Genomic DNA, 23,286 nt, shown 5'->3' on the forward strand with positions numbered 1-23,286 from the left:
GTCCTGATTAATGGAAACAATTACCTATGTTCAACACCTCTCGTCGCCAATTAATCCGTTATGGTGGTGGTTTTTTGGGAACCAGTCTAGCCGCCACTGTTTTGGGTTCTCAGTTGTCCAAAACTAACGCCCAAACCGCCGTTAATTCCCAGCCATGGCTAACGGCTCAAAATCAAGGATTGAACCCAGACCAGGCCTTAACTATGCTCATGGAAGGCAATCAACGTTTCTGGGAACGAAGAAAAAAAAGTCCTAACCGCGATCAAGCTCGACTCACAGAAGTGGCCGAAAGTCAAGCCCCTTTTGCGGCAATTTTGGGCTGTGCCGATTCTCGCGTGCCGGCAGAAATTGTTTTTGATCAAGGATTAGGAGATCTATTTGTTTGTCGGGTAGCGGGAAATTTAGCCACTTCCGAAGAAATTGGTAGCCTCGAATTCGGCACGTTGGTGTTAGGAGCTAAGGTAATTGTTGTCCTCGGCCATTCTCGTTGTGGAGCGGTAAAAGCCACCATTGAAGGCGGTCGTTTTCCCGGACAAATCGGTCGTTTAATCGATGGCCTACAGGTGGGAGTTGATCGGTCTGAAAAACAACCCGGTTCCGACAAACTTGAGCGAGCAATTAAATCCAATGTTGTCTATCAAGTAGAGAAATTGGGCAAGTCCCCGGTCATGGGTGATTTAGTAGATAAAAAACAATTAAAAATTGTTGGAGCCTACTACGATCTCGATACCGGCAAAGTGAGTTTAATTTAGTCAATTCTAGATTAGCCATCGTGTCGTTTGGCTAATCCTTTTCTCATCCCAGTCATTATAAATTCGATCGATACCAATATGCTCAGTACCCTGCTTTGGTTGCCAATAATTGGAGCAATTATCGTCGGTCTTTTCCCCGATAAATTCGCCCCAGCAAAATTACGTCAAATTACCCTCTTTTTTGTTGCTGCCGTCTTCTTGTGGTCTTTATATCTGCTGACCCAATATAACTTAACCAGTAATGGCTTTCAATTTTCTGAATACCGCGAATGGGCAAAACCAATCGGTTTAAGTTATAACCTCGGAGTCGATGGTTTGTCCTTACCGTTAATTATTTTAAACTGTTTCTTGACAGGAATAGCTATCTATAGTAGCGAAGAAAAAATAGAGCGTCCCCGACTTTATTACATCCTAATCCTCCTGATTAACGCCGGGGTTTCTGGGGCATTAATGGCTAAAAACCTGCTGCTGTTCATCGTTTTCTATGAACTAGAATTAATCCCCTTTTATCTGATGATTGCTATCTGGGGAGGCGAAAAACGCGGCTATGCTTCGATTAAATTTCTTCTCTACACTGCTGTCTCCGGGTTATTAGTCCTAGCGGCATTTTTAGGCATAGGTTTCCTCAACGGTGGTACTTTTGACTATTCCTCCCTCTCCACCGCCGATTTCTCCCAAAAAACCCAGTTACTGCTCTTAACTCTGCTGTTAGTGGGATTTGGCATCAAAATTCCCCTCGTACCTCTCCATACTTGGCTACCGGATGCCTATACGGAAGCTTCCCCCGCTACAGCAATTTTATTAGGTGGTATCCTCGCTAAACTCGGTACTTATGGCTTAGTTCGCTTTGGTCTGCAATTATTCCCAGAAACTTGGTCTTTAATCGCCCCCGGACTGGCAATTATCGGCGTTATTAGCGTTATTTACGGGGCCTTGAGCGCTATTGCCCAAAAAGACATTAAACGCATGGTGGCCTACAGTTCGATCGGTCACATGGGCTATATACTGGTAGCAGCCGCGGCCGGCACGGGTTTAAGCGTCCTTGGTGCCGTCGCGCAAATGATTAGCCACGGTCTTATTCTCGCCCTCTTATTCTATCTGGTGGGCATCGTCGAACGCAAAGCCGGAACTAGAGATTTAGACGTTTTAAACGGTTTAATGAACCCAATTCGCGGTTTACCCCTGGTTAGCGCCCTATTAATTCTCGCCGGTATGGCCAGTGCTGGGATCCCCGGATTAGTGGGATTTGTGGCGGAATTTATCGTTTTTCAGGGTAGTTTTTCCCGTTTTCCCGTGCAGACGGTTCTCTGTATCATCGCTTCCGGTTTAACGGCGGTTTACTTTGTTATCCTGCTTAATCGCACCTGTTTTGGTAAATTGGATAATAAACTTGCCTACTATCCCAAAGTCTTGAAATCGGAAACTATCCCCGCTTTTGTCCTAATGGTATTAATCGTCTTTTTAGGTATTCAACCCAATTATTTAGTCCGTTGGATTGAACCCACCACTAACTCGATGGTTGCCAGCTTATCGGGGGAAGCAAAACCTAGTTTTGTCTTCAAAAAATCTTCGCAAAAGTCCTCAAAAACCAACTGGTTGAATCGGGGTAAATATTTGAGTAATAGTTAGTTATCCCTTGCTGTTTCCGAATTATTGTAACCGCTGCTAATTACTTTACCTAAAACTATGACTGGGACATTAATCAAAGCCAAAATTCCCCCTTCTACTCACGAATTTGCCAACATTATCCACCGTTTAGAAGCCGGTGGCTCCATGTTGCCGGATACTCCCGAAAACCTGATGCAAATTATCGGCATTTATAAAGCTTATGCCGTGCCGATGGATTTTTATTGGCGAGATCTGCTCTATATTGCCGAACGAGTTTTCCTCGATCCTTTGCCCTTTTTTAAATATTTTCTGCCCCAAGAATACCTAGACCTACAAAATCATTACGCTGGCGATAATGCCGATTTACGCATCTGGCGCGGTACGGGTTCCGCTCACCCTGAATTGTTAGAATTCATGGATAAAGGTAAAACCAGAAAAATGCCCAGATTAATCCATCACCTCTGGCATGACCGCGTTAATATGGAATTTGCCGAAGCTTGTATGCAAGCCATGTTGTGGCATGGCCGCGATATGGGTTGGGGTTTATTTGATGCCTATCTTGATTCAGAAGAATATCGCCAAAATGCCGACCGCGCTATTAAGGCCTATTTCAAGAAAAACCCCGTGATGATGAAACTTTATGACCTGTTCCCCGATATGTTCTTGGAACAGGTGCGGATGATGTCCTACTACTCTAATTTAGGACTATTCTGGGAAGTGATGGCCCCGGTATTTTTCGAGATGTCCGATATCTACGATGAAGGCGGCTTTAAAGGTGTTCCTGATGCCATGAATTTCCTCGTTAATGGTATTTTTGCCATCGCCGGCCGTCCAATTTACCATCACGTTTATATTGATGGTCAATGCTACGAAATTATCCCCAAATCAAAGGCTTTTACTTGGCTTTATGAAGCGGCTTTACCCTATGTAGAAGCGGTCTTTTATCGTACTGCTCCCTTCCGGGGTACAAAGTCCTATAATGCCCAAGCCAAACAGGTTCCCTACGAACAAAAAGACTTTCACTATGGCATTCTTTACGCGGATGTTTTCCCCGTGGGTACTGCGGGAATTCCTCCCACTTTGTTAATGGATGATATGTATCATTTTTTACCCCAATATCTGATCGATTACTATCAGCAACACTGCCGGGGGGAAGACGATATTTTGATTCAATTGGGTATTAGTTTCCAGCGATCGATGTATAATGTTACTTCGGCAGTTATTCAAGCTCTACGCACTGCTTTACTCTATCCCCTCGATGATCCTAATCCCAGACATTTACTTAAAAATCGTCAATTCTTTGAGGCACAAATGGACAGATTTAAACGCCCCGAAGCGCGTCTTAGAGATATCCAAAGTCCTAATTATCGTTGAGGTTTTTGGGTTATTGTTCTGGTGGGTTTATCGCCCACCTTTTTTGATATAATCAGATGGCCGACACCCAACCTCAAAAAAGATGACCACTTTTCCCATCATCGATAATAACGAGTCTTGTGCGGATGAGGTAAAATTTCCCCCCAGGGATATCTGGAGTGAGGAACCCCCCTTGGCAAGCTACGCTCATTTACAACAAATTCTGATTTTACTTCAATGTTTAGAATGGTTATGGCAAGATCGCAATGATTATTTTGCCGCCGCTAATTTGAGCATTTATTATAGTCCTAATCAGAAAAAATCTGAGGATTTTCGCGGGCCAGATTTTTTTGTCGTTTTGGGAACAGAAAGACGCTTAGATCGAAAAAGTTGGGTAGTTTGGGGAGAAGGGGGCAAATATCCCGATGTTATCGTGGAAATTCTATCTCCTAGTACCGCCAAGGTAGATCGCGGCCAGAAAAAACAAATTTATCAAGATATTTTTCGCACTCCCGATTATTTTTGGTTCGATCCTGAAACTTTGGAATTACAAGGATTTCGGCTAATGGAAGGGCAATATCAAGCAATTGAACCGACGGACCGGGGTTGGTTATGGAGCGATCGCTTAGGCTTATTTCTAGGTATTTATCAACAACAATTACGCTATTTCAATAGGGAGGGGGAATTAATTCCTACCCCCGCAGAAGTGGCTAAACAGGAACGTCAAGAGAAGGTTTTAGCTTTACAACAAATAGAACAACTAAAATCTCGTTTACGGGAGTTAGGAGCCGATTTAGAAGGTATTTAGAGCCGTTTTTTTTCAGTGAAAACAGGGAAATTTTCCGTAAATTCCCCCACCCCTAACACCTCATACTAAATCCAGTTATTAAAGACTGATTATTTATTCCCCCTTTTGCCTCTTGCCTGACTGGGAGTCACAAGTCTAAGCTAAGAATAGCTGGCCAACCCGTCCCGACCACCGGATAACTGATAGAATGAATGATTCTAACGCTAATTCTCCCGCTCAATCCTCAGAAGAGACAATAGATGAAACCAATTGGGTAGATCTCGGGGAAGAAGGGAAACCCCTAGATAAACCCACTGCCAAACCTATCCAACCATCTCCTCTCAAGTCTATCGCTACCCTGATCACGGTGGAGACGGCTTTTTTGGCCAGTGCTACCAGTTTAATCTGGTTAATTGACTATTATTTTCCCCTCGGACCGTTATTAAGGGTTTTCTTCCCGATTCCTATCGCTTTAGCCTATTTACGTTGGGGCGCTCGTTGTGCTTCCATGACAGCATTAGTTTCTAGTTTACTTTTGTCGGTGTTAATGGGACCGACTCGCAGTATCGTCTTTTTGATTCCCCACGGCTTGATGGGGTTACAATTGGGGCTATGCTGGCGCCGGGGTGCGCGCTGGGAATTTTCTATCTTGACTGGGGGACTGTTAGGGGCTTTTGGTTTATTCTTTCGTTTTTGGCTGTTTTCAATTCTTTTAGGCGAAAATCTCTGGTTATATGTGATTACCCAAGCGACTAATTTTATCGATTGGATTTTCACCTGGTTAGGGATTCTCGCTAAACCGACGCTGCTGCAAGTGCAATCGGTGGCAGTTGTGGGCATATTTGTCAATAGTTTATTATACTTATTTGCCGTGCATTTAGTGGCGTTATTAGTTCTCGATCGCCTTGGTAATCCGATTTCTCGTCCGCCCAAATGGGTGCAGGCCATACTAGATTATGAGTGATTATTTAGCGCTTTATCGTCAGTATCTCCAGTCAATTAATCCGGCAATGGATGGAGAGTTTTTAATCGCAGAAAATCTATCTACTAATTGGGATGAACCAGAAACAGCTTTAGATTTTCATAACTGTGCGGTGATGGCTTTAATTGAAGCGGAAAATTCCCCAATGCGATCGATGTATGTGGAGATGGCTTTTCAATCTCTACAAAGAGTCCTAGAAATGGCGGTTTATCCCCTCGCTACTGCCCATTTAGCTCTAGTTTATTATCTAGTAGGCGATCGAGATTTAGCGGCACAAAATGCTTTTAATGCTTTAGTCCAAGTGCTATCATCGGTGAATGCTAATTATCCCCCGGGGTTAATTTATTATTTTCCTGCCCATAACCAACGGGAGTTATTAAGGGATTTATTGGAGACCGCTAATTATAGCGAGCAGACCTTGTTCTTATCTACAGAAATATTATATCGTTCATCCCTAGCTTTTTATAATCAAAATGGGGTAAGATTTTTGGAATTAGCTAATCATGTTAACCCCAATTCCTGTCATCTCAATCGTCAATTAGGTATCGCCAAATTAATTAATCAACAGCTAGAAGGTTTATTTCATCTCCATCGCGCCGTTAATCTCGATCCGGAAGATGCCGACAATTTGCAAGCTCTTTATTTAGCCTATCGGGGATTAGGACAACAACAATTAGCTAATTTTTGGTTAGAAACAGCGAAAGTAACGGGGAAAAGTTGGACAAATTTAGATATAAATCAGCCCTTTACCTATCTCGATTTTGATCGGGATATTACCCTAGCTGTAGAAGCAAGTTTTCGCAGTTTTGTCACGGGAGTTTTACTCGCCCAAGGGGATTGGTTTGAAGCAGAAATGGAATTTTGGCGCCATAGTATTAGGGAAGGAATGACGGTTATTGATGTGGGGGCAAATGCTGGAGTTTATACTTTCAGTGCCGCTCATCGAGTCGGTAAGACGGGAAAAGTTATCGCTATCGAACCTTTTTCCCAATGTATCCAGTTGCTAGAAGAAACCTGTCGGGTTAATCAATTTTCTTGGGTTTATCCCTGTGGAGGAGCGGCCAGTAATCAAGGGGGAAATGTTTATTTATCCCTTAATCAAGCTAGTGAATTAAATGAAGTCGTTACCGATGCAGCCCAATTAAAGTCAGACAATTACGAAGCAGTTCCCTGTTTTACCCTCGATAGTTTAATTGATACCTATCAGTTAGAAAGGGTGGATTTACTCAAAATTGATGCGGAAGGCCACGAAGTACTGGTTTTAGAAGGTAGTCAACTTTTAATTGAGCGTTTTGCCCCGATTATTCTCTACGAAAATATTGCCGGTAATCAAGGCAGTAATTTAGCTGTGGCCCGATGGTTAGAGGGGAAAGGTTATCGACTATACCGTTATCGTCCCTACCTGCAAGAATTGCTAGAAATCGAGTCAGAAGCCGATTTACAGGGAATTTTGAACGTTATCGCCTTGCCTGAACGGGAATTAAGGGATTAAGGAAACCGTCAATGCGGTCATCTCATGAATAATCCTAACTAGACCGGCGGGTTGATTAATTCTTGAGAAAGCCAAAAGGAGATAAAAAGGGAATTTTAGCCTGAAAAGTCGGCTATATAGCTTTTTATAGCTGTTTTATTGCCTATCATTGCTCCTGTCTCCTGTCTCGGAGTCTCCTGTCTCGGAGTCTCGACTAGGAAATTAATTTTGCACGACTACTTATCATCTTGTCAGAGAGTGACCGAGTGAGTTATAGTCGTCTATAAGACTCGATTAAAGCATTTCTTAAAAGAATCGTGGTTTTTGGAAAATCGAAAAGTGCGCTATTTTCCCTTCCACAGAAACCTGTTGCCGAGGGGAGTAACTCAAAAACTCCTTTTTTCCTAGATTCTGATAGACAGAACCGGCGGAAACGGATAAAAAATGCTGTTATCGAGCAAGACTCAGGGATTAATTGAAAATCTCGTCTCCTGGCTGTGCTTACCTAATTGTGGGTCAAGCCGGCACTTGCCAAACAGACTTAACAACTGAAACCAAGACTCAGTTCCCACGTCTGGGGGGCAGATGAACATCAAGATGAGGCTTTAACGATGCGGACTCATCTTCTTAGAACTTTCTTAACAAGACCAGATTTCCAGAAGTAGCCTCAAAGCATAGACAAATAGCCCATGGTCCGTCGCTTTTGAAACCGAAAGATTGAGGAAATTGAATGCCAAAACAAATAATCATAGCCGAACAACACCATATAGCGGCTGTTTTTTGGGAAGATCAAATTCAGGAATTAGTTGTAGCCACAGGTAATCAGCAGGTGGCCGACATCTATCTAGGATTAGTAGAAAATGTCATCCCCGGGATAGATGCGGCCTTTGTCAATATTGGCGATGCGGAACGCAATGGCTTTATTCATGTCACCGACCTAGGCCCCTTAAGACTGAAAAAAACCGCCGGTGCTATCACCGAATTACTGGCCCCCCAGCAAAAAGTGCTGGTACAGGTAATGAAGGAACCAACCGGTAACAAGGGACCGCGGCTAACGGGAAATGTCACTCTTCCCGGTCGTTATCTGGTATTGATGCCCAATGGTCGCGGGGTGAATCTTTCCCGTCGCATCCGCAGTGAAGACGAGCGCTCCCGTTTACGAGCTTTAGCGATTTTGGTCAAACCGGCGGGGATGGGGTTGCTGGTACGCACCGAGGCCGAAGGCAAAGCGGAAGAGGCGATTATCGAGGATTTGGAATTTCTGCAAAAACAGTGGGAGAGCATCCAACAGATGGCCGTCAGCACCAGGGCCCCGGCCCTGCTTAACCGCGATGATGACTTTATTCAAAGGGTTTTGCGGGATATGTACAGTGCCGATGTCAATCGCATTGTTGTGGATAACCCGGTGGCGGTAAAACGAGTTAAACAGCAATTGACGAACTGGGGCGGCGGCAAAGCTCTCGAAGGGGTTTATATCGACTCCCATCGGGAAACCCAGCCAATTCTCGACTATTTCCGGGTTAACGCCGCCATTCGCGAGGCCCTCAAACCCCGGGTTGATTTACCCTCCGGCGGCTACATTATCATCGAACCGACGGAAGCTTTAACGGTAATTGATGTTAACTCCGGTTCCTTTACCCGTTCGGCCACGGCCCGAGAAACCGTACTCTGGACTAATAGCGAGGCCGCCACAGAAATCGCCCGACAACTGCGCTTGAGAAATATCGGCGGTGTGGTGGTGGTGGACTTCATCGATATGGATTCCCGTCGCGACCAGTTGAAACTGCTGGAATTGTTTAATAAGGCCCTGAAAAGCGATAAGGCCCGGCCCCAGATTGCCCAATTATCGGAATTGGGGTTAGTGGAATTAACTCGTAAGCGTCAGGGGAAAAACATTTATGAATTATTCGGCAAAACCTGTGACCATTGCGGCGGACTGGGCCATTTAGCCCATCTACCCGGAGAAGGCAACGCCATCGCCCTAGAAACCCCCACCGTTAGCCGCGCGGAAAAAGAAACCTTTATCGTCGCTCCGACTAATACAAAAGTTCTATCCGATAAGAGCGCTCCTAGCGTTGCGGCGGCCGAACCCTATCTAGAAGTTTTCTCCGAATTTGAGGCCGAAGAAAACGCCCAAGGGATGGATCTTTCCTTCCATCCCAACTATCAAGAACAGGTTAATAATTCTCGCCGTCGCCGTCGCCGTCGTCCCTCGGAACTGTTACTAAAAGAGGAACGGAGCGAAAAAGCCTCTACTAACGGTGTTAACAACGAAATCGAGCCGGAATCAGAACCCCAACGCTTTGAGGAAAAACGAGAACGCCCCGCCCGTCTCTCGAAACGGGGAGAAGATGCCAGCGCCGCCAAAAATATCCCCGTCAGCGAACGGGAGCGGGTTTCCGTGGAAATGACCCCGGTAGAACAGGAAGTTTATTCTTTAATGGGCATTTCTCCCCTGATTCTGGTGGATAAGGAGTTTAAAGACCCGAAATCGGTGATTGTTTCCGTGAAACTGGCAGGGGAAAGAGAAGCGGAAAACCCAGAAATGCCTGTTACTCCTGAAATATCCTTGACTCCTACCCTAGAAGTCGAGGACACCCCGGTAGAAGCGACGGAAACCGGCGAGGAAGCCGAAAATCGTTCCTTGGTGCGCCGTCGTCGTCGTTCCACCACTAGCGAAGTTAGTCAGGAAATCAACCAAGAAGCTAGTCCACCAGTGACTTTTACGCCCGAACCGATTACGACCGAAACTCCAGTTTTTCTGGGCGAAGTCATTCCTTTAGAGACCCCGGTGAGCGCCGAGGTGACAGAGGAGCCACAACTAGAGGCTGAAACCGCGGTGCTGCGTCGTCGTCGTCGTCGTTCCTCCGCCACTGTCGATGAGTCATGAGCGCAGAACCCTTAATTGCCGGTGTCGATGAGGTGGGGCGCGGGGCTTTATTTGGCCCCGTGGTGGCGGCGGTAGTGGTCACTGTCCCCTCTGGTTTTGCACGGCTGTGGGAGTTGGGGGTGAAGGATAGTAAGCAACTTAGCCCCCAAAAACGGCAAAAGTTGAGCCGGCAAATACAACGGGATTTTGTTTGTCGCATCGGTTATGCTACGGTGAAAGAGATCGATCGCTTGAATATTTTTCATGCTTCCCTACTGGCAATGAGCAGAGCGATCGGGAAATTACCCCTTTCCCCCAATCTCTGCTGGGTCGATGGCAAGCACATTATTAAAGATTTGTCAATCCCCCAAAAGGCGGTAATTCAGGGAGATCAACAATCCCCGGTAATTGCGGCGGCCAGTATCGTGGCCAAAGTCTGGCGCGATGACTTAATTACTCGTTGGCACCGACGCTATCCCGATTATGGACTCGCTCGTCACAAGGGTTATGGCACTGCTCAACACCTAGAAGCGATTGGCAACTATGGAGTTACTTCTCAGCACCGGCTCTCTTTTAGTCCCTGTCAACCGAGGTTGGAGCATGACTGCCGAACAATTTGCCCAAGGGTTATCGAAATTTCTTAACCGATAGTTAGGGTATGCTGAAAAAGTTTTTCCTGGTGGCAGGGTGTGGGGTGTGGGGTGTGGGGAGAAACAATTCATAACTTGAGAGTTAATCACACTATTAAAAACGGATTTGGTAAGTAGTCGTGCAAAATTAATTTCCTAGTGAAGATAGGCAAGAGGCAAGAGGCAAGAGGCAAGAGGTGGTTAGATATGTGTAATTAATTTTGCTTAGGTACTTATTAACTCTTAATCAGAAAAATATCGCCAAAAATTCCCCTTTTTAACGTAAATAAAAAGGGGAGAAGATATCAGATGGCTTTACAATTCAGTCATCCATTCCGTATGGAAAAACTCACCTCTGGGTTTATCGGTACGTTCATAGGTATGAGCGCCAAAATAATCCCGTTGTGCTTGGGTGAGATTTTGCGGTAAATTAGCCCGACGATAACTATCAAAATAGTCCAAAGAAGAACTAAAAGCCGGGACGGGAATTCCCAACTTATTAGCCAAGACTAACACCTCACGCCAGGCTTCTTGGCGATCGAGGATACTTTGCTTAAATTCCGGTGCTAACAACAAATTCGGCAGCCCCGGATTTTCCGCAAAAGCTTTGCGAATTTTATCCAAGAAACCGGCGCGAATAATACAGCCGCCCTTCCAGATGCGGGCCGATTCCGGCAGACTGATATTATAGTTAAACTCCTGAGAAGCTTTAGCGATTAAGGCCATACCCTGGGCATAGGAACACATTTTCGAGCAGTAAAGAGCATCACGCACCTTATCCACAAATAGTGCCGCATCCCCCGGATAGGTTTCCCCAGGTCCGGGTAACTCTTTTGAGGCTGCCACCCGTTCATCCTTATAAGCGGACATAACGCGAGCATTAACCGCAGCATAAATGGTCGGAATTGGCACCCCCAACTCCAAGGAACTTAACACGGTCCAGCGTCCTGTTCCCTTTTGTCCCGCCGAATCCAAGATTAAATCTACCAAATGATGACCGGTTTCTGGGTCAACATACTTAAAGATATCGGCGGTAATTTCAATTAAATAAGAATTAAGCTCATCGGTGCGGTTCCACTCGGCGAAAGTTTCCTGTAACTGCTGATTGCTTAGTCCTAGACCATTTTTCAGCACATCGTAGGCTTCCGCAATTAACTGCATATCGCCGTACTCGATGCCATTGTGAACCATTTTCACATAATGGCCCGCCCCCCCGGATCCCACATAGGTGACACAGGGACCATCATCGACTTGGGCGGCAATTTTGGTTAAAATCGGCTCTAATTCCCGATAGGCGAACTCTGTACCCCCCGGCATCAGGGAAGGACCGTGCAGAGCGCCTTCTTCGCCACCACTGACTCCCATGCCGACAAAACCGAGTTTAGTGGTCGATTCTAGGTCCCGGGTGCGTCTTTCCGTGTCCTCGTAGAGGGAGTTACCGCCATCGATAATCATATCTCCTTCTTCGAGAAGGGGTTTTAATTGTTCAATCACGGCATCCACCGGCGGGCCAGCTTTTACCATGACCAGGATTTTGCGGGGACGCTCTAAAATTTGGACGAATTCTTCTAAACTATAGGCCGCCTTGACATCTTTGCCGACGGCGCGAGTTTCCATAAATTCTTTAGTTTTGCTGGCGGTGCGATTGTAAACAGCTATAGGAAAACCCCGACTCTCCACATTGAGAGCGAGATTTTCTCCCATGACAGCTAGTCCGATAACACCGAAGGTACGTTTAGTCATAGAAATTCAGTCTCGGCTGATGCGTTCTTCCTCCCCTTTTAGCGCCTACTTTCCCTAAGATAGCTAAACTTTCCCTATTTCTTAAGCCTTGACTAATCAGTGATCAGTGATCAGTAATCAGTAATCAGTGATCAGATTTGGGTTTTCAGTGACCGGCATTGAGTGAGGAGTGTGACAGCGTTTCTCCTCAAGATGAAGTGTAACCTAATTTGGTATCACCCCCTGACGACTGGCTACTGTTGCCCGTTCCCTAAAACCAGAGACTTCCTGCCTCACCATTAAGATAACTGCTATAAATGGCATTAACAGTGCTGTGTTTTCACTGATGACTGAAAAACCCCCAAGCGCAGAAAAGTTAATGCTAATGTTAAATTAAATTAAGAAAATCCTCATTCTTGTTATATGCAGTTAACTTGGCTTGATAGTAATTCTTGGTTAATCGAAATCGGGGGAAAACGCCTGCTTCTCGATCCTTGGTTGGTAGGTTCCCTGACTTTTGGTAATTTAACTTGGCTATTTGAGGGCAAAAAAACCGCTAATCATGCCATTCCCGAACATATCGATCTGATTCTTCTCTCCCAAGGTTTAGAAGATCACGCCCATCCTCCTACTTTACAGGTACTCGATCGCCAAATTCCCGTGGTAGCTTCTCCTAATGCCGAAAAAGTCGTTCGAGCGCTCAATTATACCCATCGCATCCCTTTAACCCACGGTGCTAGTTATATCTTTGACAATGCGATCGAAATTACTGCTGTCCCCGGTTCTCCAGTCGGGCCGACTCTGGTGGAAAATGGTTATGTTATCAAGGAATTAGCGACAAATCAGAGTATCTACTACGAACCCCACGGTTATCATTCTCCTAGCCTCGATTCTCTCGGGAAAATCTCCGTGATTATCACCCCTTTGATTGACTTAAAAATACCTTTCCTCGGACCGGTAATCAAAGGACAAGAAAGCGCCTTAGCAGTCTGTCAACGCTTGCAGCCCGAATATATTATTTCTACGGCTGCCGGCGGTGATATTGAGTTTAAAGGTTTATTGATGGCGGTGTTAAGTGCTGGGGGTAGTCCCGAATCTTTTCAAGAATTATTAACATCCCATGCTTTGCCGACAAAAGTAATTGATCCTCGTCCCTGGCAGCCTTTTACGGTGGAATTAGGCGAGTGCGTCCCTGGTTTGAGCTAATCTCAATTGAGGGAAGAATAGAAAAAAGTTAAAACTTTCTTCCCGATTTTTATCTAAAAAAGTAGAATTTTTGTTATATCTTTGCTGGCTACAGATGACATTAATTATTTGAAAAAACTGGCTCTCTTGAATATTGGATGTAAAATGGGTAAAACCCCACACCCCCCCTGCCCCCCCGATGTCGGGGGGGCAGGGGGGGCTACACCCTGCCCCCAGGAAAAACTTTTTGCCGCAAACCCTAATTAAAAGTGGCTCTTCTCTGCTAAATTGTCTATGAATCAGTTGCCCTTATTTTCTCAGTCAAAATCAGTGCGAGACTTTTATCAACCTGATGCCGAAATAATTCTTTATCAAGGAGATACCAATAATTTTATCAAGACTATACCAGATAATTCTGTGAGCTTGATTATTACTTCTCCTCCCTACAATTTAGGAAAAGACTACGAAAAAAAAATCTCTTTGGATACTTATCTGGAAACCCAAACCAAAAGTCTGGGAGAATTCTCTAGAATCTTGCAAGATAATGGCAGTATTTGCTGGCAGGTGGGAAATTTCGTTCAAGAGGGAGAAGTTTATCCTTTAGATATTTTTTATTATCAGCTATTTAAACAAATGGGTTTCTTTTTAAGAAATAGAATTGTCTGGCATTTTGGCCATGGACTACATACCTCTAAAAGATTTTCTGGCAGGTATGAAACTATTTTGTGGTTGACAAAAACCGATAAATATACCTTTAATCTTGATCCGGTGAGAATTCCCGCTAAATACCCTGGTAAGCGCCATTTTAAAGGTAAAAATATCGGTAAACCCTCTGGTAATCCTTTAGGAAAAAATCCCAGCGATGTTTGGGAGTTTTTAGCACAAGAATGGGATGAGTTACTATGGGATATTCCTAACGTTAAATCTAATCATCCAGAGAAAACTATTCATCCTTGTCAATACCCGATCGAATTAGTAGAAAGATGTGTTTTAGCCTTGACAAATGAGGGGGATTGGGTTTTTGATCCCTTTGCTGGGGTTGGAACTTCTCTGATTGCTAGTATTATGCACAATCGTCGAGTGATGGGGAGTGAAAAAGAAGCAGAATATGTGAAAATTGCCAAGGAAAGAATCGCCGCTTATTGGCAAGGAAATCTCAAAATTCGTCCTTTAGGAAAACCTATTCATCAGCCTACTGGTAAGGAAAAAGTCGCTCAAATTCCCGAAGAATGGCATAGTAATATATAGGAAGTCATACTAAATCTCCCCCCCAAGTAGGTGGATTCATGAATCCATCTACTATGAGTTGATGCTAAATCTGGTTATTAAAAACTGATTATTTATTCCCCCTGTTGCCTTTTGCATGAGTAGAAAACTGGTTTCTCCGAGAAACCCGTTTTCTGTGCGTTACTCAACGGATTTAGTATAACTCATCTGACAATGATTGATAAATTTTTTTATCACCATTTTTAGAGAAAACTTTGCAGAATTGTGGCGGTTTCTTGTCCCGTTTTTTCCCAACTAAAAAGCTCGGCGCGTTGACGACTGAGGGACTTTAATTTTAGGCGTAATTGTTCATCGGTGGCGATTTGCTGCATTGCCTCTCTCATCTCATCGATACTATAGGGATTAATTAAAATTGCCGCCTCTCCTGCGACTTCTGGGAGAGAGGAAAGATTAGAAGTAATTACAGGAGTTCCACAGGCGATCGCTTCTAGTACAGGTAATCCGAAACCTTCCCAAAGGGAGGGATAAACTAAAGCAGTTGCTTGGTTTAAAAGTTGCGGCAATTCTTCATAGGAAACATAGTTTAAAAATTGCACTCGTTGAGAGATTGATAATGCTTCTACCTGTTGCTGTAGAGTAGGGGTAAAACGGGGGTCAAATTGACCGACAATTAATAATTGATATTCGGGATCGATTTGGGAAAAAGCAGTAATTAAACGAGCGATATTTTTATGAGGATCATAACGACCAAGATAGATAAAATAGGGACGAGTCGCCAGATTTAGAGGACGAAAATTATCAGAATCATATCCAGAAAGAATCACGGTTATTTTGTCAAGAGGTATGTTAAAAAACTTATGAATATCGGAGGCAGTTGCTTGGGAAACAGCGATAATATGTGTGGCTTTTTTCAGGACTTGGGGTAAATAGTATTTATTATAAAAAGTTAGGGGAGAAAATTTCGGAAATCGCAGGGGAATTAAATCATGGACTGTGACAATATAGCGACAATTTTCATAAATAGGTGCTTCGGGAATGGGGGTAAATAGTAGGGAAGACTGCAATTGTTGATAGGTTTGATAGAGTTGGGTTTCTGTCCAAATTAAGCGCCTAATATTGCCTTTGGTTCCCTGCTCTTGGGTGAGGTTTGCCGAGACAGGATAGGTGTTAAAATCTGGGTAACTATTAGAAGTGATTAGGGTAGGATTTAAGTTAGCTAATTGGGGAATTAGATTTTTAGTATAGGTAGTCAATCCAGTATATTTAGTACCGAGAAAAGCGAGATTGATTAATAATTGATTATTCCTATTCATAGATATTAGCTAGTTAAGCAGGTAGGTGTTAAAAGTTGTCAGATACCCCCCTTATCAAGGGGGGATTAAGGGGGGATCCGCACCCCCCTTATCAAGGGGGGATTAAGGGGGTATCCATCTTCAATTTAATTATAACTACTTACTTATTATAAAAGAGAACGATAAGCTTTTATAGTAGCTTGTGCGGTTTTTTGCCAAGAGAATTTTACTGCTTGTTTTTTTCCTTTCGTGATTAATTCTTGACGGAGAGAGGTATCACTAATAACTTGATAGATTGCTGCGGCAATTTCTAGGGGATTATCGGGATTAATTAATATTGCCGAGTCTCCCGTGACTTCGGGTAAGGATGCAGTATTAGCAGTTACGACAGGACAACCTAAAGTCATCGCTTCTAAAACTGGTAATCCAAAACCTTCGTAAAAAGAAGGATAGACAAAAACATCGGCTTTTTGATAATAATCCGCAACTAAGTCATCAGCAAGATAATCAAGATGTTGGATACTATCTCGAAAGGGAGACTGAGATATTTTATCGAAAATTGGTTGATACTTCCATCCTTTTTTGCCAATCAGAATCAGATTATGGTCTAATTTATACCTGTCCTTGAGATAGTTAAAAGCACTGATAAGATTAATAATATTTTTTCGTGGTTCTAGGGTACTAACAAAGAGTAAATAGGGTTTAGTGATGGTTAGAGATGAGGGAGAATTGGGGAGGGAAGAATAACGACTTGCGAGGGGAGTAACAAAAATTTTCTCTGGGGTTACATCTAAATATTCAATAATATCTCGTTTGGTACTTGCGGAGTTAGCAATAACTAAATCTGTCCATTGTAGAGATTGTTTAATCCGTTGGGTGTAGGTTTTGACAATCCCCGTGACAAACTCAGGATATTTAATAAAAGTAACATCATGAATAGTCATAACTTTGCGACTCTGACGACAAGGATACACCACATGATCCAATCCGTGGAGAATATCGGGAGAATCAAGAAAGTTTTCTAGATAGGGAATTAGAGGATTAGGAAATCTGGTTAAGATATTGCTAAGACTGACGGGAATTGGTAAACATTTAACCTCTGGATAGGATTGCAGTTTTTCGGGGATAGAAAGATTACCCCGCAGCCAGTTTTTTACCGATGGTTGAAAACAGAGGGACAGGGAAAAGTTTTCTTGGTTTTGTAATTTAGCTAATTCGGCAATCAGGTGATAAGCATATAATCCAATTCCACTAGGATTTTGTCTTATCGGTGTACCATCAACTAAAATTTTAAGCATTTGTGGTTAGATGAGATTGACGGGATAGATATTTTTAAAATTACAGATTCAATTGTCAATTTTGCTCGCTTAGGACAAGATTAAAATCGGCAATAAACTCCACCCTAATAGTTAATCTTACCCTATAGCGCCCCTAAATAGCAGCCTTTTTGGGCTAGGTTACGGCGAATACTTAATTTATCGGGCAATTTTTTCAATTATTGTCCCCTCACCCATCCTATTACTATGATTGTCAACGGGTACTTATAAGCTATGAATCTCCTTGACGAGAAACGCTGTAATTAGTTATAATCATGGAAGAATGGCTTCCTCGTACTTGTGGTGATCGGAGATTTCTCAAAAGTTATCTCAGGGATGGCTTAGTCCCCTACAGAACAAGCAAGATCGGGTAATGCCGAAAAATCTTGATTAACTAATGTTTTCACTATGTTTAATCGCTTAGTATCTTTTAAATCCTTAGAAGGCCATGAAGGTGAGGTTAAATGTCTAACTTTTTCCCAAGATGGTAAACTTTTGGCTAGTGCCGGAGATGATGGGAATATTCTAATCTGGGAATGGAGAAAAAATCAGAAGTTTTCTTTAACTAAAAAAATTGATGAAGTTTTTGAAGATGATATCAATAAAATGTTTGGAGATCTAGAGGAGGGGATTGGCAATATATTTGGAAATAAGGGTGGAATCGCTATACCTAAAATTAATGATATATTCTCAAAACCTCCTCAAGTAAAGGTTTCGGAGATTGATGATATATTTTCAAGACATAGACATAAAAGAATCAATTCTGTTGCTTTTAGTCCCTGTCAAGGATTTTTGATTAGTGGAGGAGATGATCAAACCGTAAGAATTTGGTCACTAGAAACTAAAAAATTAATCTCTACCTTAACGGGACACCAAGACAAAGTTACAGCAGTAGCTGTTCATCCCGATGGGGAAATTATTGCTAGTGGCAGTGAAGATAAAACGGTGAAAATATGGTCAGTAAAAACTGGAGAAATTCTGTCCACATTACAAGGTCATAGCGATAAAGTCCTAACAGTTAAATTTAGTCAAAATGGTCAACTTTTAGCCAGTGGTGGCGGCGAAAATGACAAAACGGTAATTATTTGGAATCTGGGAGAAAGAAGCAGTATTACCTTAAAAGGTCATTCCGATTGGTTTGGAGGTATTTTATCGGTAGATTTCGGCAGTAATAACAAATTTTTAGCCAGTGGCAGCAAAGACAAAACTATTAAAATCTGGGATATTAAAAGAGGTACAGAGGTAAAAACTCTCAGCGAACATAGTGATCATATCAATTCAGTTAGTGTTAGTCCTAATAATCAACTATTAGCCAGTGGTAGTGATGATAAAAGATTAAAATTATGGGATTTAAAAGCAGGAAAAGCGATTATTTCTATTCCCCATCCCCAGAAAATCTATTCGGTTTGTTTTAGTCCCGACGGTAATTATATCGCCACGGCCTGCCAAGACAAAATCGTGAGAGTTTATGGCACTTCCGAACTACAATCTTTAGCAAGTTGAACAATCTTTGAGCGGGTGCATCTCATTTTTGTAAATCTACTAAGTTGGGATTTTTAAAGGGAAACTATCTGGCAAAATTTATCGTTACTTCCGATTTTATTGCTCAATCCAAGCTTTTGGGGGGTAGAACCCCCCAAACCCCTAGGGTTGATTCATAGTAGGGTTGATTCATGGTAGGGTTGATTCATAGTAGGGTTGATTCATGGTAGGGTTGATTCATGGTAGGGTTGATTCATGAATCAACCCTACCCAAACCCCGGAGCGCATGAGCTTTTCGGTGGGATGCTTACACGCGGCTGCTGATATATTTGTAATAATTTAAGAGTCACTGATAATTGCTGATTGTCGATATTTCTGCAAATGTGATACTAAATCCGGTTATTAAAAACTGATTATTTATTCCCCTTTGCATGAGTGCCTGTCCTGATATGTAGCCTGTACTCAACGGATTTAGTATAATTATCTACTAGAGATCGCTGCCGGTCTGTTCCTCTCGGAAGTAAAGCTGATATAATTGACAGCTAGGCTGGGCTAGATCGCCTTTTAACTGAATTAAACCCATACTTTCCAGTTTATAGGCAGTAATCGGTTCTAATCGCGCTCCCTTATCGGAAGAATTAACCACTTCCCCCATCGCTGTCAATAATTCCGGCTGTTTTTGCAGACTATCCCAGTGATGACGCAGGTGTGCCGCATAAATTCCCCCTTGGGTAGCAGCATTAGGGAGAATATTTTTTTCCCCGCGCACCCGCGCTTCCAGGGCCAAACGGCTAAGATAGGGATGACCAGCGACTAGAGCAATTAAATCGCTAAGAAAACGCTGATTATCTTCATTTTTAGGCAATCCGTAGCTACTAGCCAAGTTTTCCAGTTGTTCGAGGCTAAAACCGGGTAATTTAATCGCACGGCCGACATTAAAGGGAGATTGATTAGCGTCCAATTGAATATAGATTTCCGTGGAATTAGCAATCGCTAACCGCAAATTCTGCCAGATTTCTAAATTATTAGCTTCTTCGTGCCAACAGCGCAACAGCGGCAGAAAATCCCTAGCGATGTCGGGATACTCGAAAATTCTGTCTAAATTATCTAGGGCCAAAAAGAGCGGCCCGTTAATCTGTTCCAAAAGATAGGACTGAAAATAGGTTTGACAACTGATTAAACTGCCAAATAGTTCCTCATCCCAATATTCATCTAATTGCGGCTTTAAACCCAATTCTCGGCTAACATTGGCCGAAAACCAGCGACAAAATCGGTCTAAACTGGCAAACATCGCCTTTTCTGCCACTTGACAATTAATATAAACTGTGCTATGTCCCCAACTATCTGCCTGAGCGAGCAGGTGTTTAAGCAGAGAAGTTTTACCAGTCTTTTCAGGGGATTTAATGCGAATGAGTGACCCCGGACGATTAATTTCTTGATAACAGTCGCTTTCGACGGGAGGGCGGCTAATATAAGTATCTATAACTGATTTTTCTGCTAGTATCGGGACGGGTTGATTTCTCCATTCAGGATATTTGATATCTTTGAACCATTCTCGGAGGATTTGGAACTTACCCGGCCCTTTACTACCTAATTCGAGTTCGGGACAGCCATTATCTTTATCTGCCGAGAAATAGCTATAGATTTTAGTCATTTGTTTTTTATAGGTTTCATGGCTGGCAGCCTCGGCCATTTCCCAAATTTCCTCATCCGGTTTGCGCCAATTTTCGTAGGCAAAACGAACTAAAAAAATCTCCTTTAATTTGCCTTGAACACCGTATTCTCTAGCTAGATGTTTGAGAAACTCGTCCCATCCCTGTGGTTTCATCCCGTTCTACTTTATTCTACTTATATTCCCTTTTTTTCCATGTTAACCCCTTTTTCCCTCTTGGCAATGGGACTGACATCCGAGCGGAAAAACCCTATGGTAAAAATAGGTCAATTACCTGATGGTGTCTAAGGGAGTAAAACCATGAAAATCTCGTTAACCTTGTTTGTTGTGGTCTCCTTGCTGTTAGGTTCTCTTCCTCACACTTTAGCGGTTAATAGTCAAGATAACCATTTTGACCGTTCCTCTTCGCCGCTAATTTTACAAAACCGTGACTGTAAGGGTGATAAGGACGATGATTGTAATTAGTCCTGATTATCTCGGTTAAGGTTGTTAATCTATATCCCCCACCGATAACAAAATCGTGGTCGGGATTTTTTTTATCCCATCGGCTGCGGGTAGCTTTTATCAAGATAATTTCTAGATTCAAGACCAATTATCTCAAGAACTCGCCTGTAATTCCTCTAAACGTGCTAAAACTTCGGCGCTGTGAATGGCAGGATTTACCCCTAAATAAATCTCTTTTAAAATCCCATCGGGATCGATAAGATAGGTATGACGCAGGGAAACATAACCCATCCAAGAACCATAAGCTTTACTAACATCTCCGGTAGTATCTGCCAGTAAGGGAAATTTTAACCCCTCCGAGTCACAAAATTCCGCATGAGAATCGACATCATCGGCACTTACCCCTAAAACTTGCGTATTTTTAGCCCTATATTTCGGCAAATCCTGCTGAAAACGCCGCGCTTCTAGGGTACAGCCGGGGGTAAAATCCTTGGGATAAAAATACAAAACTACCCACTTACCCCGATAGTCCGATAGGGAAATATTCCCTTCTCCCGTGTTAGTCGGTAGGGTAAAATCGGGTGCCGGTTGATTTAAAGGGGGTTGGGGGCCACCTAAAGCGTTAGCATCGGGAATAAAGGCAAAAAATGCCAGAATTACTGCAATTAAAAAACTCAACAGTTGACGACGAGACATAATCAGTTATCAGTTATCAGTTATCAGTTATCAGTTATCAGTTTCTTGGTGTGATAAGTTTAACCTAATACGGGAGCGATCGATCTTTGTGTCCTTTCCCTCGTTCCTGTCACACCAGAACAATCAACTGTCACCCTAGCTTAATATTCTTTACATAACTTGACAAGGAAAGGGCGAGGTAAAGGGGGAAAATAGATCGAGCTTGTCTTCATCTGCCTAACGATCATGTCTATTGTCACCCTTAACCCCCTTCAATCCCATCAAGATTTAGTCATCGATCCAGCCAAAATCACGGGATTACGCGGAAAAATCACTATCCCCGGCGATAAATCCATATCCCATCGCTCCCTGATGTTAGGAGCGATCGCCGAAGGAGAAACCGTTATTCATGGGTTATTATTAGGCGAAGATCCTCGCAGTACCGCTAGTTGTTTTCGTGCCATGGGTGTGGAAATTTCCCAACTCAACAGCGAGAAAGTAATCGTCAAAGGTAGGGGTTTAGGCAATCTCGAGGAACCCTTAGAAATCCTCGATGCGGGCAATTCTGGCACGACGATCCGCTTAATGTTAGGATTATTGGCTGGTCATCAGGATCGTTTTTTTGTCGTTACTGGTGATGCTTCCCTGCGATCGCGTCCCATGTCCAGGGTGGTGAAACCCCTCAAAGAAATGGGGGCGCAAATTTGGGGCAGAAAAGCCAATTCTTTGGCTCCTTTAGCCGTTTCTGGGCAATCTCTGCAACCGATCCACTACTATTCTCCCGTCGCTTCTGCACAGGTAAAATCCTGTCTTCTCCTCGCTGGACTGTTAACGGAGGGGAAAACCACAATCACGGAACCCGCTTTATCTCGCGATCACAGTGAACGGATGCTGCGCGCTTTTGGGGCAAATATTGAGGTGGATGGGGAGACTAATAGCGTCACGGTGACGGGTTATCCCACTTTAACCGGACAAACGGTGATTGTACCGGGAGATATCAGTTCGGCAGCTTTTTGGTTGGTAGCGGGGGCAATCGTGCCTAATTCCGAGTTATTAATCGAAAATGTGGGAATAAACCCGACTAGAACCGGAGTTTTACAGGTTTTACAGGCAATGGGAGCAGATATCACCCTCGAAAATCAACGGGTGGTGACGGGGGAACCGGTGGCGGATCTGCGGGTGAAATCCAGTCCACTACAGGCAACCACGATCGCCGGTGAGATTATACCCCGTCTGATCGATGAAATTCCGATTTTGGCAGTAGCGGCGGTTTTTGCCCAAGGAACGACAATTATCAAGGATGCCGAGGAATTACGGGTGAAGGAAAGCGATCGCCTGACGGTGATGGCCACCCAACTCGATCGCCTAGGGGCAAAAGTAAGGGAATTACCCGATGGTTTAGAGATTACCGGCGGTACAGGCCTATTCGGCACGGAAGTGGACAGTTTTACCGATCATCGCATTGCCATGAGTCTAGCGATCGCTGCCCTCAATTGCCGTCAACCCACCACTATCCATCGCGCTGAAGCGGCCGGCATTTCCTACCCCGATTTTGTTAGCACCTTACAGCAAATTTGTCAAGAGTGAAAATATTAAGTTTTTATGCGAACGGGCGAGGGGTAACTGGTACATTTTCAGTATTTCTGAAAATCAGCAATTATCAGTGACTCTTAAATGATGACAAATGTATCAACAGCTGCGTGTAAGCATCCCACCGAAAAACTAATGCGGGGGGGGTTTGGGGGCGGCGCCACGCCCCCAACGGGGGGTTTGGGGGGTAGAACCCCCCAAAGGCTTGGATTGAGTGGTAAAATCGGAAG

At 43.6% G+C, this 23,286-nt stretch carries 18 protein-coding genes; 12 read left to right on the forward strand and 6 right to left on the reverse strand.

Annotation, left to right across the window (positions count from 1 at the left end; all coding sequences use genetic code 11):
* The first annotated feature begins 26 nt into the window (after positions 1-26).
* The 8 genes from O9334_RS12365 to rnhB all read left to right on the forward strand — a co-directional run bounded on the left by O9334_RS12365 (position 27) and on the right by rnhB (position 10,466).
* Entirely contained in the window at positions 27-752 is a 726-nt protein-coding gene (locus O9334_RS12365; RefSeq protein ID WP_288000397.1) for a carbonic anhydrase, read from the forward strand.
* Positions 753-830: 78 nt separating this feature from the next.
* Entirely contained in the window at positions 831-2,381 is a 1,551-nt protein-coding gene (locus O9334_RS12370) for an NADH-quinone oxidoreductase subunit M (RefSeq protein WP_288000398.1), read from the forward strand.
* Between the two features lie 57 nt (positions 2,382-2,438).
* Positions 2,439-3,734: a CO2 hydration protein gene (locus tag O9334_RS12375; RefSeq protein ID WP_288000399.1), complete on the forward strand. Its 1,296-nt coding sequence runs from the start codon at positions 2,439-2,441 to the stop codon at positions 3,732-3,734.
* Between the two features lie 82 nt (positions 3,735-3,816).
* Entirely contained in the window at positions 3,817-4,521 is a 705-nt protein-coding gene (locus O9334_RS12380) for a Uma2 family endonuclease (RefSeq protein ID WP_190381594.1), read from the forward strand.
* 187 nt (positions 4,522-4,708) lie between these two features.
* Positions 4,709-5,464: a DUF2232 domain-containing protein gene (locus O9334_RS12385; protein ID WP_190381595.1), complete on the forward strand. Its 756-nt coding sequence runs from the start codon at positions 4,709-4,711 to the stop codon at positions 5,462-5,464.
* A complete protein-coding gene (locus O9334_RS12390; RefSeq protein WP_288000400.1) occupies positions 5,457-6,974 on the forward strand; it encodes an FkbM family methyltransferase in 1,518 nt (505 codons plus the stop codon). Before O9334_RS12385 ends, O9334_RS12390 begins: the two co-directional genes overlap by 8 nt.
* 709 nt (positions 6,975-7,683) lie before the next feature.
* Positions 7,684-9,843, forward strand: a complete 2,160-nt coding sequence (gene rne / locus O9334_RS12395; protein ID WP_288000401.1) for a ribonuclease E — start codon at positions 7,684-7,686, stop codon at positions 9,841-9,843.
* Complete coding sequence (rnhB, locus tag O9334_RS12400; protein ID WP_288000402.1) at positions 9,840-10,466, forward strand: ribonuclease HII; 627 nt, start codon at positions 9,840-9,842, stop codon at positions 10,464-10,466. Before rne ends, rnhB begins: the two co-directional genes overlap by 4 nt.
* A 300-nt stretch (positions 10,467-10,766) precedes the next feature.
* Here the strand turns inward: rnhB and gnd are convergent, their stop codons facing one another.
* Positions 10,767-12,194 carry a decarboxylating NADP(+)-dependent phosphogluconate dehydrogenase gene (gene gnd, locus O9334_RS12405; protein WP_045361801.1) on the reverse strand — a complete coding sequence of 476 codons (1,428 nt, stop codon included), beginning with the start codon at positions 12,192-12,194 and terminating at the stop codon, positions 10,767-10,769.
* Between the two features lie 402 nt (positions 12,195-12,596).
* Here gnd and O9334_RS12410 point away from each other — a divergent pair, with 402 nt between their 5' ends.
* Positions 12,597-13,379 carry an MBL fold metallo-hydrolase gene (locus O9334_RS12410; protein ID WP_045361798.1) on the forward strand — a complete coding sequence of 261 codons (783 nt, stop codon included), beginning with the start codon at positions 12,597-12,599 and terminating at the stop codon, positions 13,377-13,379.
* A 273-nt stretch (positions 13,380-13,652) separates the two neighbouring features.
* Positions 13,653-14,606 (forward strand): DNA-methyltransferase, encoded by a 954-nt coding sequence (locus tag O9334_RS12415; RefSeq protein WP_045361796.1) that lies wholly within the window; start codon positions 13,653-13,655, stop codon positions 14,604-14,606.
* Positions 14,607-14,827: 221 nt separating this feature from the next.
* Here the strand turns inward: O9334_RS12415 and O9334_RS12420 are convergent, their stop codons facing one another.
* Positions 14,828-15,898 carry a glycosyltransferase family 4 protein gene (locus tag O9334_RS12420; RefSeq protein ID WP_190380852.1) on the reverse strand — a complete coding sequence of 357 codons (1,071 nt, stop codon included), beginning with the start codon at positions 15,896-15,898 and terminating at the stop codon, positions 14,828-14,830.
* A 146-nt stretch (positions 15,899-16,044) separates the two neighbouring features.
* Positions 16,045-17,175, reverse strand: coding sequence for a glycosyltransferase family 4 protein (locus O9334_RS12425; RefSeq protein ID WP_288000403.1), 1,131 nt, complete (start codon positions 17,173-17,175; stop codon positions 16,045-16,047).
* Between the two features lie 426 nt (positions 17,176-17,601).
* On the opposite strand from O9334_RS12425, the gene O9334_RS12430 reads away from it, so the two are divergent.
* On the forward strand, positions 17,602-18,696 hold the full coding sequence (locus O9334_RS12430) for a WD40 repeat domain-containing protein (protein ID WP_288000404.1): 1,095 nt from the start codon (positions 17,602-17,604) through the stop codon (positions 18,694-18,696).
* A gap of 466 nt (positions 18,697-19,162) precedes the next feature.
* Here O9334_RS12430 and O9334_RS12435 read toward each other — a convergent pair whose 3' ends face one another.
* The 3 genes from O9334_RS12435 to O9334_RS12445 form a co-directional block, all read right to left on the reverse strand.
* Entirely contained in the window at positions 19,163-20,503 is a 1,341-nt protein-coding gene (locus tag O9334_RS12435; protein ID WP_288000405.1) for an AAA-like domain-containing protein, read from the reverse strand.
* Between the two features lie 214 nt (positions 20,504-20,717).
* Positions 20,718-20,933, reverse strand: a complete 216-nt coding sequence (locus tag O9334_RS12440) for a hypothetical protein (RefSeq protein ID WP_288000406.1) — start codon at positions 20,931-20,933, stop codon at positions 20,718-20,720.
* A gap of 11 nt (positions 20,934-20,944) precedes the next feature.
* Entirely contained in the window at positions 20,945-21,487 is a 543-nt protein-coding gene (locus O9334_RS12445; RefSeq protein ID WP_288000407.1) for a peroxiredoxin, read from the reverse strand.
* A gap of 225 nt (positions 21,488-21,712) precedes the next feature.
* Here O9334_RS12445 and aroA point away from each other — a divergent pair, with 225 nt between their 5' ends.
* Positions 21,713-23,053 carry a 3-phosphoshikimate 1-carboxyvinyltransferase gene (gene aroA, locus O9334_RS12450; RefSeq protein WP_288000408.1) on the forward strand — a complete coding sequence of 447 codons (1,341 nt, stop codon included), beginning with the start codon at positions 21,713-21,715 and terminating at the stop codon, positions 23,051-23,053.
* Positions 23,054-23,286 lie beyond the last annotated feature (233 nt).

Source organism: Microcystis sp. LE19-8.1F (genome assembly GCF_027531715.1).
GTDB lineage: Bacteria > Cyanobacteriota > Cyanobacteriia > Cyanobacteriales > Microcystaceae > Microcystis > Microcystis wesenbergii_A.